This is a genomic window from Curtobacterium sp. YC1 (genome assembly GCF_016267665.1).
Lineage (GTDB): Bacteria > Actinomycetota > Actinomycetes > Actinomycetales > Microbacteriaceae > Curtobacterium.
In genome coordinates this window covers 640,513-654,174 of the sequence record NZ_CP066341.1, presented here as the reverse complement: position 1 = coordinate 654,174, position 13,662 = coordinate 640,513, and the positions used below count along the sequence as shown (strand labels likewise).

The window sequence follows — 13,662 nt, the reverse complement described above, 5'->3', positions numbered from 1 at the left end:
GCGGCACCCGTCCTCCCAGTGCTCGCGCCTACGATCGGGCGGATGCCTGCCCCTCGCCCCACCACGTCCGTCGACCACCCGGGCCCGCAGGACCTCATCCGCGTCCGCGGCGCCCGCGAGAACAACCTGCGCGACGTCGACGTGGACATCCCCCGCGACCGGATCGTCGCGTTCACCGGGGTCTCCGGGTCGGGCAAGTCGTCGCTCGCCTTCGGCACCGTCTTCGCCGAGGCCCAGCGCCGGTTCCTCGAGTCCGTCGCCCCGTACGCCCGACGCCTCATCGCACAGGGCTCGACGCCGCACGTCGACAGCATCACCGGACTGCCACCGGCCGTCGCCCTGCAGCAGCGACGCGGTGCCCCGAGCTCCCGCTCCACCGTCGGCACCATGACGACCCTGTCGAACTCGATGCGCATGCTGTTCTCGCGCGCCGGCACCTACCCGGCCGACGCCGAGCGGCTGGAGTCGGACGCGTTCTCGCCGAACACGGTCGCCGGCGCCTGCCCCCGGTGCCACGGGATCGGCACCGCGCACGAGGTCACCGAGGCCTCCGCCGTGCACGACCCGTCGCTGAGCATCCGCGACGGCGCGATCACCGCTTGGCCCGGCGCGTGGCAGGGCAAGAACCTGCGCGACGTCACCGCCGTGCTCGGGTACGACATCGACCGTCCGTGGCGCGACCTGCCGCAACAGGACCGCGACTGGCTGCTGTTCACCGAGGAGCAGCCCGTCGTGCAGGTGCACCCGAAACGGGACCGCGTCGCGAAGCCCTACAAGGGCCGGTTCTGGAGCGCCCGGCAGTTCGTGCTCCACACCCTGGCCGACTCACAGAGCGAGACCCAGCGCACCAAGGTGCTGCGATTCGTCGAGTCCGGGCCCTGCGGGCTCTGCCACGGCACCGGCCTGACGCGCGCCGCCCTCGCGGTGACGGTCGGCGGCCACTCCATCGCCGACCTGAACGGGCTGCCCCTGACCGGGCTCGCCGACGTCCTGCGCCCGATCGCGGCGATCACCGACGCCGCACCCGCCACGGCGCGGGCGTCGTCGGGCGAGCGGACCGAGGTCGCCGTCGCGATCTCGCGCGATCTGCTGACCCGTGTCGAGGTCCTGGTCGACCTGAGCCTCGGCTACCTGTCGCTCGACCGGGCCACCCCGACGCTCTCCCCCGGTGAGACGCAGCGGTTGCGCATCGCCACACAGCTCCGGTCCGGCCTGTTCGGCGTCGTCTACGTGCTCGACGAGCCGAGCGCCGGCCTGCACCCGGCGGACGCCGAGTCCCTGGTCGACGTCCTCGACGCCCTGCGCGCCGGCGGCAACAGCGTCTTCGTCGTCGAGCACGACATGCGCATCGTGCGCCGTGCCGACTGGATCGTGGACGTCGGCCCCGGTGCCGGGTCGGGCGGCGGCACCGTCCTGTACAGCGGACCGGTCGCCGGTCTGGCCGAGGTCGAGGCGTCCGTCACCCGTCGCTACCTCGAGCCGCGTCGGCCGTCCGGAGCGCGGACGACCCGCACGCCCGTCGGCACCCTCGAACTCCGCGACCTCACCCTGCACAACCTGCGCGGACTCGACGTCGACCTGCCCCTCGGGGTCCTGACCGCCGTCACCGGCGTCAGCGGGTCCGGCAAGTCGTCACTCGTGGGCGGCGTGCTCCCGGGGGTCGCGACCGACCACCCCCTGGTCGACCGGGTGGTGCAGGTGGACCAGAAGCCGATCGGGCGCACCCCGCGGTCGAACCTGGCCACCTACACCGGCCTGTTCGACACCGTCCGGGCCGCCTTCGCCGCCACCGACGAGGCCGCCGCCCGCGGCTGGACCGCCGGCCGCTTCTCGTTCAACGTCGCCGGCGGGCGCTGCGAGGTCTGCCAGGGCGAGGGCTCGGTGTCCGTCGAGCTCCTGTTCCTGCCCGGCAGCTGGGCCCCGTGTCCCGAGTGCCACGGGTCGCGGTACCAGCAGGAGACGCTCGAGGTGCGCTGGCACGACGCGAGCATCGCCGACGTGCTCGGCATGACGGTCGACCAGGCCGCGCCCTTCCTCGTCGAGCTCCCCGCCGCCGCGCGCGCACTCCAGGCCCTGCAGCAGGTGGGCCTCGGCTACCTGCGCCTCGGACAGCCCGCGCCGGAGCTGTCCGGCGGCGAGGCGCAGCGCATCAAGCTCGCCACCGAGCTGCAGCGCGCCCGGACCGGCCACACGCTCTACCTGCTCGACGAGCCCACCACGGGCCTGCACCCGGCGGACGTCGAGCTGCTGTCCGCGCAGCTGGCCCGGCTGACCGACGCGGGCAACACCGTCGTCGTGGTCGAGCACGCGATGGACGTCGTCGCCGGTGCCGACCACGTCATCGACATGGGGCCGTCCGGCGGCGACGAGGGCGGCCGGGTGGTCGCGTCGGGCACCCCCGACCAGGTCGCCGCGTCGCCGACCAGCCGGACGGCGCCGTACCTGCTGGAGCAGCTCGGCGGCTGACGCGCGGACGGCCCCGGACGCACGCGTGCCCGCCAGGACGGGTCCTGGCGGGCACGCGGAGCAACCGGTGGTTAGCGCTCCACCGCCTCCGGAGCGTCGTCGCGGAAGAAGTCGCTGCCGTTGTGGACGTAGCCGACCTCACCGGTCCGGCGCCACTGCTTGCGGACGCGCTTGAAGGTGGTGATGCGTGCCGGTTCGACGTTGTCGTCGCTCGTGTAGGCGCTCATGGCTGATCTCCCTGTGTGATTGGCCGTGGTTCGTCGATCCCCCGAACTGGAGGCTAGCGAGCGGCTCCGATCCGGGTACGCGATCCGTCACGAACGTCCGGGGAACGCAGTCCGCCGGTGGGTCCGGACCGGAGGCGCGGATCACCGCCGGCAGACCGGCTGCGGTGATCCGCGCCTCCAGGCAGACCGCCGTGGGCGGTTCCGTCAGGGACGCAGGCCGAGCACCACGTCGTGCACCACGCGCGCGGCGCGCGCCGCGGCGCCGTCCAGGTGCTCGCGGAACTCTGCGCCGTCCGGCGCGCACAGGTCGCTGATGCAGCGGACGGAGACGAACGGCATGGCGTGCACGTGCGCGAACTGCGCGATCGCCGCGGACTCCATGTCGACCGCGGCGACCTCGGGGAACGCGACGCGCATGGTGCGGGCGCGGTCCTCGGTGACGAAGACCTCACTCGAGCCGATGGTCGCCGACCGCATCCGGTACCCGGCGTCGGACGCAGTGGCGAGGTCCACCAGGCGCTGGTCGGGGGCGTACCCGGTCGGCATCCCCGGGACCTGTCCCAGGGCGTAGCCGAACGCCGTGGCGTCGGCGTTGAGGTTGACGTACCGGTCGCCGACGACCACGTCGCCGATCGCGACGCCACGCATGAGCCCGCCGGCGGTGCCGACGCTGATCACCGGGATGCCCGATCCGAAGTCGTGGAACCCGTGCGCGACGGCGGCCGTGGCGTTCGTGAACCCGATGCCGCTGCGACGCACCGCGACCACCGCGCCGCCGATGTCGAGCAGCTGGTGCGGGTCGTGTCCGCCGACGGGGCCGTCCAGGATCGGCACACCGCCGAACAGGTCGGCGAACGCGGACACCTCTTCACTCATGGCCGCGATGATGATCGCGACGGGCGTCTGCTGCTGCACTGATCGATCCTCGCACGGCGGCGGGGGCTCGGGGTGCAGGTCGTGTCGTCGCCGTTGCTACCGGCGGGGGTCCTGCCGGGCCAGCTCGTCGGCGACGAAGGCGGCGAGCGCGTCGGCGCCGAAGTGGTCGTCGGCGGTGACCGTGACGACGGTGCCGGGCTGGGCTGCGTCGGGCTGGGCTGCGTCGGGCTGGGCTGCGTCGGGCTGGGCTGCGTCGGGCTGGTCGAAGAGCAGCATCTGGCCGTGGGCGCCGTGCAGTCGCCAGAGTCGTCCGGGGCCGTCCCAGCCGGCCATCGCGTACCGCTCGTACCCGGGGCCGGTCCCCTCGCGCTCCACCCAGTCGCCGTGCATCGCGTCGCACCACCGCGCACCCACGATGCGCTGCCCGTCGACCACGCCGCGGTCGCGGATCAGCCGACCGATGCGCGCGAGTTCCTCGGTGCGCATCGCCAGGCCCTCGCCGGCCACGACGTACCCGTTCGGGCAGCGCTGCCAGGCCAAATCCTCGATGCCGAGGGGTGCGAACAGGCGGCGGGAGACGAACGCACCGACGTCACCGACCCGCTCCGCCAGCACGCGCATCGCGGTGTAGGTGCTCGCGTTCGCGTACTGGAACACGCGCCCGCGCGACGGCCGACGCAGGAACTCCGCCGCCAGGTCCGGCCAGTCCGTCATCTCGGTCGGCGACCACGGCATGTCGATGCCGCTCGTCATCGTCAGCAGGTGGCGGAGCGTGACCGCGTCCACGCCCTCGCCGAGCGCGGTGCCGGGGAGCGTCGCCGCGATCGGCTCGTCGACGTCGACCAGGCCGTCGTCGGCGGCGATGCCCGTCGCGAGGACGCAGACGCCCTTCGCGACGGAGTGGACCTGCCGCCGGACGTCCGGGGTCCAGTGGTGCTCGGCGGTGTCGTCGGCCGTGCGGACGTGCACGCCGTGCGCCCGGAACCCGGTCGCGTCGACGTGCCGCACGACGGCATCGAGGAGGGTCGTCGCGGAGTGCACGCCCCATCCTCTCGCGGACGCGGCAGCCGGCGCGCGGGATGGCTCCGGCGGGCGCGCGGGCGTCGGCGGGTGCGCAGGCGTGAGCAGGAGCCGGTGCGGGTGCAGGCGGAGGCGGAGGCGTGCGCGTGCGCAGCGTCCGCCGCGTACCGTCACGGCCGTGTCCGACGAACAGTCCCGCCGCACCGATCCCACCCGGGTCGGCGACCAGCCCGCGCTCCGGACGGCCTCGGGGTCGAACTGGCTCGTGTGGGGAGCCGTCACGGCCGCGCTCGTCGCCGTCGTCATGGTCTTCATGGCGATCCGCGCACCGGGCATCGGATGGCCGGCACTGGCGCTCGTCGTCGTGGTCTTCGCCGCGATGGTCGTGGTGCGGACGACCGTGCGGCCGCAGCGGGCCCGGCTCGTCACGTTGGCCGTGCTCGACCTCGCCATCGTGGTGATCGGCCTGGTCGCGGTGCTCGCGGTGCTGTTCTCGTCGCCGACCGGCTGACCGGCACGGGTCGGCCGGGCCCGCGACGCGTCCCCGGCACCGACTTCCGCTACCTTCGCATCATGAGCCACCTCAACGGGGACGCGCGGGTGTCCGCCGCCGACCACGACACGTCGCCGCGGAGCGGGACGCGCACCGCCGCCCGCCGTCGACTCGTCGGCGTCGCGGCCGCGGGCATCGTCCTCGCGCTGGTGGGCTGCAGCTCGTCGCCGTCGCCGTCCGCGGGGCGCACCGTCATCGACGTCCTGCAGCAGGACTGGCGGCACGTGTCCGGCATCGTCGCGGCGGACGACGTGCTCCGGGTGACCGCGACGGGCAGGACCATCGTCGAGCAGGACGGCAGCGGCGGCCAGCCGGACCCGCCGCTCAACCTCGCGGGGACGCACCTGTCGGCCCCGGACGACTTCACGCTCAACACGACCTTCACGGACGTGACCGCCGACGCCACCCTGACCCTGTCGGACAGCCCGCCGGTGATCGCCGACGAGTTCCGGATCGAGCCGGCCGGTGTGCGGCTCACGCTCCGCGGCGACGACCTGCGGATCGCGGTCTTCGACGGCTCCGACCAGCAGGACGTGACCGACCCGCAGCCGACGCGCGACGAGCACGTGACGGTCGCCGACCCCGAGGCGGAGCTCTCCGTCGAGCGCACCGGCGACCAGCTCGCGGTTGCGAGCGGTGGTCGGACGCTGGCCACCCTGCCGGTGGCCGAGGTCTTCGACTCGGGCGCGCTCTGGCTGGGTCTGTCGAGCGACGCGGGGTCCTTCACCGTGCGCTCCCTCATCGCCGAGGCTCCGGCTGGTTCGTCCCTGGCCACCGCGGGTCCCGTCGCGGCCGACGCCGAACCGGCCTCCGACGGTCTGCAGGCCCGTGCGGAGCGCATCCGCCCGGACTTCCTGGTCGGCGCGGCCGTCGCGCTGGGCCCGCTCGCCTCGGACGCGCAGTACGCGGAGCACTTCGTGGGTCAGTTCGGCGCCCTCACGCCGGAGAACGCGATGAAGCCGCAGGCCCTCTCGCCCCGGCAGGGCGAGTACCGGTTCGCCGAGGCCGACGCCATCGTCGACCTCGCTCAGCGCAAGGGCATCGCCGTGCACGGCCACACGATCGCGTTCACCGAGGCGATGCCGCGGTGGATGCGGAACCTGCCCACCGGCACCAAGCAGCAACGCGCGGCCAGCGCCGAGGTCCTGCTCGACTACGTGACCACCGTGGTCACGCACTTCCGGGGCAAGCTCGACTCGCTCGACGTGGTCAACGAGCCGTTCGACGTCGACCAGGGCACGAGCCTGCAGCGGAACGTCTGGTACCGGGTCTTCGGGTCGACCTACCCGGTCGTCGTCTCGCGGGCCGTCCAGGCCGCAGACCCCGACGTCCGCCAGTTCATCAACGAGAACGGTGCCGACGTGCCCGGGCCCCGACAGGACGCCCTGCTGCAGCTCGCGAACGACACGAACGACCGTGGCGGCTACATCGACGGCGTGGGCCTGCAGTCGCACGTGTACCACCTGGACACCGACGCCATCTCGGCCGACGACCTCGAGACCACGCTCGACAACGTCGAGGACGCCGGGCTGATCGCCCGGATCTCGGAGAACGACGTCACCGACGACGAGGGGCAGGAGGCCCAGGCCGAGCAGTACGCCACGGTCCTCGAGACCTGCCTGCACTCCGAGGCCTGCGTCTCCTACACGACGTGGGGCGTGGACGACCGGTACGACTGGTGGGTCGACGACGACGGTTCCCTGCAGCAGGGCCACGACTTCGTGTACGACGAGGGCGAGCCGACGCCCGCCTACCACGCACTGCAGCGGGTCGTCACGGACTGGCGGGTCGTCTGCAAGGCCTGAGTCGTCGTCGCGCCGCGCCCGCTGGGATCCTGCACGGCCGGCGGCCGGAAGCGCTCCGGCACCGCATCGCAGCGGTCAGTGGACGATGCGCTGATCCGGGACGGCGGCACGCAGGGCGGAGCGGCGATCGTCCAGGATCGCCGTGAAGACCGGCGGGGTCCGGTCGGCGAACCCGGCGAAGAACGCCTCGGTGAGCGTGCACTCGTCGAGCCACGACTCCGGGTCGACGGCGAACAGGGCGTCGAGCCGCCCGGGCGGCAGGTCGAGCCCCCGGACGTCGAGGCCCCCGACGTCCGGGAGCAGACCCACCGGGCTCTCGACCGCCCGGACGCTCCCCTCGACCCGCCGGGCGATCCACTCGAGCACGCGGGCGTTCTCGCGGAAGCCAGGCCAGAGCAACGCTCCGTCCTCACCCTTGCGGAACCAGTTCACCTGGAACACCGCCGGGGCCCCGTCGCCCAGCTGCTCACCGATCTCGAGCCAGTGCGCCCAGTGGTCCGCCATGTCGTAGCCGCAGAAGGGCAGCATCGCGAACGGGTCGCGGCGGAGCTCGCCGACGGTGCCCTCGGCCGCCGCGGTCCGCTCGGAGGAGACGGTCGCGCCCATGAAGACGCCCTCGGCCCATGACGGCGCCTGCGCCACGAGCGGGACGTTGGTCGAGCGACGGCCGCCGAACACCACGGCGTCGATCGGGACGGGGCGATCCGCGTCGGCGGCGCGTGACGGGCACCGGTCGAGCGCGACGGTGAACCGCGCGTTGGGGTGCGCCGCGGGGGTGCCGCTGTCGGGGGTCCAGTCTGCTCCGGTCCAGTCGACGAGGTGCCCGGGCGGCTCCGGCGTGAGTCCCTCCCACCAGACGTCCCCGTCGTGCGTCAGAGCGACGTTGGTGAAGATGGTGTCCGCGGCGATGGTCTCCACAGCCACGGGGTTCGTGTCGGGACCGGTGCCTGGAGCCACCCCGAACAGTCCCGCCTCGGGGTTGATGGCGTACAGCCGGCCGTCCGCACCCGGACGGAGCCACGCGATGTCGTCGCCGATGGTCTCCACCGACCAACCGGGCAGCGCCGGCTGCAGCATCGCCAGGTTCGTCTTGCCGCAGGCCGAGGGGAACGCCGCCGCGATGTGGAACGCCCGCCCCTCCGGCGAGGTCAGCCGGATGAGCAGCATGTGCTCGGCGAGCCAGCCCTCGTCGCGGCCCATCACCGAGGCGATCCGGAGCGCGAAGCACTTCTTGGCCAGCAGGGCGTTGCCGCCGTACCCCGAACCGTAGGACCAGACCTCGCGGGTCTCCGGGAACTGCACGATGTACTTGGTCTCGTTGCAGGGCCAGGTGACATCGTCCCGCAGCGTGCCGTCCGCGTCCCGCAGCGGGTGCCCGACGCTGTGCACGGTCGCCACCCAGGGGACGCCAGCGCCGATCGCGCGGAGCACCTCCGGTCCGAGGCGGGTCGTCTTGGCCATGCTCAGGACGACGTAGGCCGAATCGGTCACCTCGACGCCGAGCTGCGAGATCGGTCCGCCCACCGGCCCCATCGAGAACGGCACGACGTACATCGTCCGCCCGCGCATGCTCCCCGCGAACCGCCCCTCGAGCTCGGTGCGCATGGCCGTCGGGTCGCGCCAGAGATTGGTCGGCCCGGCGTCCTCCGGCGTGCGCGAGCAGGTGAACGTGCGTCCCTCGACCCGGGCGACGTCGTCCGGCGCCGAGCGGGCCAGGTAGCTGTTCGGACGACGCTCCGGGTCGAGGGCGATGAGCTTGCCCTCGTCGACGAGGAGCTGCGTGAGGTGGGCGGTCTGCTCAGGCGAGCCGTCACACCAGACGACCGCGTCCGGGCAGGCGAGGGACGCGATCTGGGCGACCCACGCCTCCAGGGCGGCACGAGCCGGGCCGGACGCGGTGGCGGACGCGGCTGGCGCGTGGTCGGGGTTGGTGATCAACGTCGATCTCCTCGGTGCGGCGGAACGGGAGGCTCGTGGCGCGCCGCGGACGCTAGCGGCGGTCCGACGCGGCCGTGGAGTGCTCGGGCTCGGGCTCGACGATCGCGCGGACGGCCCCGGTCGAGATCCGCTCCGTCGGTGCGGCGGCGCCGTGGTCGTCGGCGGACATCGTGCGCTCGTCGAACGGCGCGGCACCGGACAGCACCCGGCCGACCTGGTCCTTGTCGATCTGGCGCGTCCACGTCCCGACCAGGACGGTCGCGACCGCGTTGCCGGTGAAGTTGGTCAACGCGCGGGCCTCGGACATGAAGCGGTCGATGCCGACGATGAGGCCGACGCCGTTCACCAGGTCGGGGCGGTGCGCCTGCAGACCGCCGGCGAGCGTTGCGAGACCCGCGCCCGTGACACCCGCCGCGCCCTTCGACGCGATGATCATGAAGACCAGCAGCGAGATCTGCTCCGGGACGTTCAGCGGCGTGCCGAGGGCGTTCGCGATGAACAGCGACGACATGGTCAGGTAGATGGCGGTGCCGTCGAGGTTGAACGAGTAGCCGGTCGGGACGGTGACACCCACGACGGGCTTCGAGACGCCCAGGTGCTCCATCTTCGCGATGAGACGCGGCAGGCTGACCTCGCTCGAGGACGTCGACACGATGAGCAGGTACTCGCGACCGAGGTACTTCATCAGCCGGAAGATGTTCACCCCGGTGACGACCCGGAGCAGGACCCCCAGCACCCCGACGACGAAGACGATGCAGGTGACGTAGAAGGCGACCATCAGGGTGCCGAGGGCGACGAGGGCCGCGACGCCGGTGGCGCCGACGACCGCCGCGATGGCGCCGAACGCGCCGATCGGGGCGACCCACATCACCATCGCGAGGATGCGGAACACCAACGCCTGCAGGTGGCGGATGCCGGTGAGGATCGGCGCGCCCTTCTCGCCCATCGCCTGGAGCGCGAACCCGACGAGCAGCGCGACGAAGAGCGTCTGCAGGATGCTGCCGCTCGTCAACGACGAGACGAGCGTGGCGGGGATGATCCCGAGCAGGAACCCGGACGTCGACGAGGTGTCCTCGGTGGACCCCGCAGGGAGTTCGTACTTCGCTGTCGACATGTCGAGGTGGTCACCGGGGTGGATGAGGTTGCCGACCACCAGACCGATCGCCAGCGCGAAGGTCGACATGACGACGAAGTAGGCGAGCGCGAGCCCGCCGACCTTGCCGACCGTCGCCGCCTTGGCGATCGATCCGACGCCGAGCACGATCGTGCAGAAGATCACGGGGGCGATCATCATCTTGATGAGGGCGATGAAGCCGTCGCCGATCGGCTTGAGGCCGACCGCGAAGGTCGGTGCGGTGAGTCCGACCACGATCCCGGCAGCCACGGCCACGATGACCGCGATGTAGAGCCAGTGCGAACGGTCGAGCCCGCGACGCCGGGCGGGGCGTCGCGTGGACGAGTGCGTCGATGCCATGAGACTTCCTTGTCGTCAGGACCGGGGCGTCGTCACCCCGGTCGGCTCGCTCCCCGTGGGGACGGGCCCACCCTGCCGCGCACCGCGCACCGGAGGGGACTTGTGTTCATTGCGTTCACGGATGCCACCACGCCGTCCCGTCTGGCGCAGAATGGGGGTCCCGCGACGAGGCGAGGAGGGTCGGACCATGGCAGTGAGACGGTGGAGCATCGCCAGACGGCTCTTCGCGCTGCAGCTGCTGTTCGTCGTGGTCGGCGTCGCGGTGGGCGGCGCGTGGAGCTGGTCGTCAGCGCGCGCGGACGTCGAGGCCGACGCCGGCGACCGGAGCACCGCCGTCGCGGTCTCGATCGCCCGGAACCCGTTCGTGGTGGAACAGGCGTCGGCCAGTGACCCCTCCGCGCGGCTCGAGCCGTACGCCCTCGACCTGATGCGCCGCACGCACACGGACTTCATCACGATCATGGCGCCGGACCGCACCCGGTGGACGCACCCGGACCGGGCCGAGATCGGCCGGCCCTTCCGCGGCACGGTCGCGCCGGCGCTCCGAGGCGAGACCTTCACGGAGACCTTCGCTGGGACGCTCGGCCCCTCGGTGCGGGCGGTCACCCCGATCACGGACGGGGACGGCAAGGTCGTCGGGCTCGTCGCCGCGGGTGTCACCGTCGCGAACATCTCGACCGCACTGGTGCCGCGGCTGGTGTCCGTCGTCGTGCTCGCCCTGGCGATCGTCGCCGTGTCCGCGCTGTTCTCGTGGTTGCTGAGCCGGCACCTCGACCGGATCACCGCCGGCCGCGGGCCCGAGGAGCTCGCACGCGTGTTCGCCTCGTACGAGGGCGTGCTGCACTCCGTCCACGAGGGGCTGGTCGTCATCGACCGCTCGGGTTCCGTCGTGCTGCACAACGACCGCGCCGCCGAGCTCCTGCACCTGCCCCCGCCCACCGAGCGGCAGGAGCCGATCCCGCTCGCCGACCTCGACGTCCCCGAGGGGCTCCGGGCACTGCTCGCGTCGGGGGACCGCGCCGTGGACGAGACCCACGTGACGCCCGACCGTGTGCTCGTGGTCAACCAGGAGATGGCGTTCTCGCGAGCGTCGGCGAAGCCGCTCGGCACCGTCGCGACGATCCGTGACCAGACCGAGCTGCTGCACCTGTCCGGCGAGCTCGCTGCGACGCGGACCCTGACCGACGCGCTGCGGGCGCAGACGCACGAGTTCGCGAACCGGCTGCACGCGGTCGTGGCGCTCATGGAGCTCGGGCGGGTCGACGAAGCGGTCCGGTTCGCGTCGGACGAGCTCGACCGGCACACGGACGTCCACACGGGCACGGATCGCCCCGACGGGGACGGGTCCAGCGCCGGGATGCCGGAGCCGCCCGCCGTCACGCCCGCCGTGCTCGCCGCCGTGCTCAACGGGAAGCGTGCGCAGGCACACGAGCGCGGCGTCACGCTCGTGGCGGACACGAGCCGCCTCCGCACACCGGTGCCCGGAGCGGCGAGCGACGTCATCACCGTCATCGGCAACCTCGTCGACAACGCCGTGGACGCCGTTGCCGAGGGCGTCGGGGACGGCGGGGATCCGCGGGTCGTCGTCACTGTCACGCCCGTCGACGGGGGCACCCGGATCGTCGTCGAGGACAACGGCCCCGGCATCGCCGACGTCGGCGCTGCCTACGAGCGGGGGTGGTCCACGAAGCCGTCCGGACCGGAGGGACGAGGCGTCGGACTCGACCTCGTCCGTTCCACCGTCAGCAGGATCGGCGGCGCGATCACGGTCTCCACCGGTCCCTCGGGCAGCACCTTCGTGGTCGACCTCGACGTGCAGCGGGTGCCCGCGTGACCGACACCATCCGCGTCCTCATCGTCGAGGACGAGCCCCTGACGGCCGAGGCACACGCTGCGTACGTCGGCCGGCTCGACGGCTTCACGGTCGTGGCGTCGGCGGCGACCGGGCGGGAGATGCTCGCCGCGGTCGCCGCCGAGAAGCCCGACCTCGTCCTGCTCGACGTCAACCTGCCCGATGCCCACGGTCTGCAGCTCGTCCGCGCCCTGCGGACCGCCGGGTCCGCGGTCGACGTCATCGCGGTCACCGCCGCGAACGACGCCCGCGGCGTGAAGAACGCGATCGCGCTCGGAGTCGTGCAGTACCTCGTCAAACCGTTCAGCTTCCGCACCTTCGCCGAGCGGTTGACCACGTACCGCGAGTACCGCCGCGGGTTCGAGGACCGCAGGTCGATGTCGCAGGCGGACATCGACGAACGGCTCGGGACGCTCCGTCCGTCGGCGCCGGCCGAAGCCGAGAAGGGCATCGCCCGTGAGACCCTCGAGTCGATCGAGGCCGTCCTGATGGGCGCTGCCGGCGGGGCGTCCGCGACCGAGGTCGCTCGAGCTGCCGGGACCTCGCGCGTGACCGCCCGCCGGTACCTGGAGCACTTCATCACCCTCGGTCAGGTCGAGAAGGACGTGCGGCACAGTGGACCGGGCAGGCCGGAGTACGAGTACCGATGGCTGCGATGACGGCGGCCGCCCCGGGACAGCCGCACGAGCCGCAGGAGCTGGAGCCCACCCTGGCCCCGACACCCCGCGCTGGGCACCGGCGCTCCGCCTCCAGGATTCGAACCCGGACCTAACGGCACCAAAGGCCGTCGTGCTGCCATTACACCAAGGCGGAACGCACCCGAAGGTGCTCCTCCATCCTCCCACGACCCGCGGCGCTGGCCGTGCGCCCCGGGTTCGGCCAAGATGGAGGGATGCCGCAGGAGGACGAGGTCGATCGCATCGTCGCGGCGTGGGGTCGTGAGCGTGCCGACCTCGACTTCGGCCCGCTCGAGGTGCTGTCCCGCGTGGACCGGCTCGCCCGACGCCTGGACCGCGCCCGCCGCACGGCGTTCGACGCGAGCGGCATGGAGCCGTGGGAGTTCGACGTGCTCTCGGCCCTGCGTCGCGCCGGCGAGCCGTACGAGCTGAGCCCGAAGACGCTGCTGCAGCAGACCCTGGTGTCGAGCGGCACGATGACGAACCGGGTCGACCGGCTGGCCGCGCGCGGGTTCGTCGGCCGCCGGACCGACCCGAAGGACGGCCGCGGCATCCTCGTGTCGCTGACGAGCCGGGGCCGGGTGGCGGTGGACGCGGCGATCGCCGACCTGCTGGCGGCCGAGCGCGGCATCCTGTCCGGGGTCTCCGACGACGAGCAGGACCAGCTCGCCGGACTGCTCCGCCGACTCATCCTGGGTCTCGGCGACTGATCGCTGGGTCGGATGTCATCCGGCAGGAGCACGCCGGTCCTCCCCTGGACCGATCCCGTCGCCG

11 protein-coding genes and 1 tRNA gene are annotated in these 13,662 nt (G+C 72.8%); 6 read left to right on the top strand and 6 right to left on the bottom strand.

Annotation, left to right across the window (positions count from 1 at the left end; all coding sequences use genetic code 11):
- Positions 1 to 42: 42 nt before the first annotated feature.
- Positions 43 to 2,466: an excinuclease ABC subunit UvrA gene (locus I8920_RS03245; protein WP_198657755.1), complete on the top strand. Its 2,424-nt coding sequence runs from the start codon at positions 43 to 45 to the stop codon at positions 2,464 to 2,466.
- A 71-nt stretch (positions 2,467 to 2,537) separates the two neighbouring features.
- Here I8920_RS03245 and I8920_RS03240 read toward each other — a convergent pair whose 3' ends face one another.
- From I8920_RS03240 to I8920_RS03230, 3 genes are all read right to left on the bottom strand, one after another.
- On the bottom strand, positions 2,538 to 2,693 hold the full coding sequence (locus I8920_RS03240; RefSeq protein WP_198657754.1) for a hypothetical protein: 156 nt from the start codon (positions 2,691 to 2,693) through the stop codon (positions 2,538 to 2,540).
- A gap of 204 nt (positions 2,694 to 2,897) precedes the next feature.
- A complete protein-coding gene (gene mtnN / locus I8920_RS03235; RefSeq protein WP_198657753.1) occupies positions 2,898 to 3,608 on the bottom strand; it encodes a 5'-methylthioadenosine/S-adenosylhomocysteine nucleosidase in 711 nt (236 codons plus the stop codon).
- A 57-nt stretch (positions 3,609 to 3,665) separates the two neighbouring features.
- Positions 3,666 to 4,610, bottom strand: coding sequence for a serine hydrolase domain-containing protein (locus tag I8920_RS03230; RefSeq protein ID WP_198657752.1), 945 nt, complete (start codon positions 4,608 to 4,610; stop codon positions 3,666 to 3,668).
- A gap of 157 nt (positions 4,611 to 4,767) precedes the next feature.
- Between I8920_RS03230 and I8920_RS03225 the strand changes: the two genes are divergently transcribed.
- Positions 4,768 to 5,100, top strand: coding sequence for a hypothetical protein (locus tag I8920_RS03225; protein WP_198657751.1), 333 nt, complete (start codon positions 4,768 to 4,770; stop codon positions 5,098 to 5,100).
- A 62-nt stretch (positions 5,101 to 5,162) separates the two neighbouring features.
- Positions 5,163 to 6,947, top strand: a complete 1,785-nt coding sequence (locus tag I8920_RS03220) for an endo-1,4-beta-xylanase (RefSeq protein ID WP_198657750.1) — start codon at positions 5,163 to 5,165, stop codon at positions 6,945 to 6,947.
- Positions 6,948 to 7,022: 75 nt separating this feature from the next.
- Here the strand turns inward: I8920_RS03220 and I8920_RS03215 are convergent, their stop codons facing one another.
- Positions 7,023 to 8,882, bottom strand: a complete 1,860-nt coding sequence (locus I8920_RS03215) for a phosphoenolpyruvate carboxykinase (GTP) (protein ID WP_198658595.1) — start codon at positions 8,880 to 8,882, stop codon at positions 7,023 to 7,025.
- Positions 8,883 to 8,937: 55 nt separating this feature from the next.
- Positions 8,938 to 10,359 (bottom strand): cation:dicarboxylate symporter family transporter, encoded by a 1,422-nt coding sequence (locus I8920_RS03210; RefSeq protein WP_198657749.1) that lies wholly within the window; start codon positions 10,357 to 10,359, stop codon positions 8,938 to 8,940.
- A gap of 187 nt (positions 10,360 to 10,546) precedes the next feature.
- On the opposite strand from I8920_RS03210, the gene I8920_RS03205 reads away from it, so the two are divergent.
- Both I8920_RS03205 and I8920_RS03200 read left to right on the top strand, forming a co-directional pair.
- The gene (locus I8920_RS03205) at positions 10,547 to 12,193 is read left to right on the top strand and encodes an ATP-binding protein (RefSeq protein ID WP_198657748.1); all 1,647 of its coding nucleotides are present in this window, start codon (positions 10,547 to 10,549) and stop codon (positions 12,191 to 12,193) included.
- A complete protein-coding gene (locus I8920_RS03200; protein ID WP_232832805.1) occupies positions 12,190 to 12,870 on the top strand; it encodes a response regulator in 681 nt (226 codons plus the stop codon). Before I8920_RS03205 ends, I8920_RS03200 begins: the two co-directional genes overlap by 4 nt.
- An 82-nt stretch (positions 12,871 to 12,952) precedes the next feature.
- Here I8920_RS03200 and I8920_RS03195 read toward each other — a convergent pair.
- Positions 12,953 to 13,024: transfer RNA gene (locus tag I8920_RS03195), tRNA-Gln, on the bottom strand.
- A 79-nt stretch (positions 13,025 to 13,103) separates the two neighbouring features.
- On the opposite strand from I8920_RS03195, the gene I8920_RS03190 reads away from it, so the two are divergent.
- On the top strand, positions 13,104 to 13,598 hold the full coding sequence (locus I8920_RS03190; protein ID WP_198657747.1) for a MarR family winged helix-turn-helix transcriptional regulator: 495 nt from the start codon (positions 13,104 to 13,106) through the stop codon (positions 13,596 to 13,598).
- Positions 13,599 to 13,662 lie beyond the last annotated feature (64 nt).

Coding starts and splice junctions, on each gene's coding strand:
- I8920_RS03220 (WP_198657750.1), top strand. CDS start 5,163: ATGAGCCACCTCAACGGGGACGCGCGGGTGTCCGCCGCCGACCACGAC.
- I8920_RS03210 (WP_198657749.1), bottom strand. CDS start 10,359: ATGGCATCGACGCACTCGTCCACGCGACGCCCCGCCCGGCGTCGCGGG.
- I8920_RS03190 (WP_198657747.1), top strand. CDS start 13,104: ATGCCGCAGGAGGACGAGGTCGATCGCATCGTCGCGGCGTGGGGTCGT.
- I8920_RS03240 (WP_198657754.1), bottom strand. CDS start 2,693: ATGAGCGCCTACACGAGCGACGACAACGTCGAACCGGCACGCATCACC.
- I8920_RS03245 (WP_198657755.1), top strand. CDS start 43: ATGCCTGCCCCTCGCCCCACCACGTCCGTCGACCACCCGGGCCCGCAG.
- I8920_RS03205 (WP_198657748.1), top strand. CDS start 10,547: ATGGCAGTGAGACGGTGGAGCATCGCCAGACGGCTCTTCGCGCTGCAG.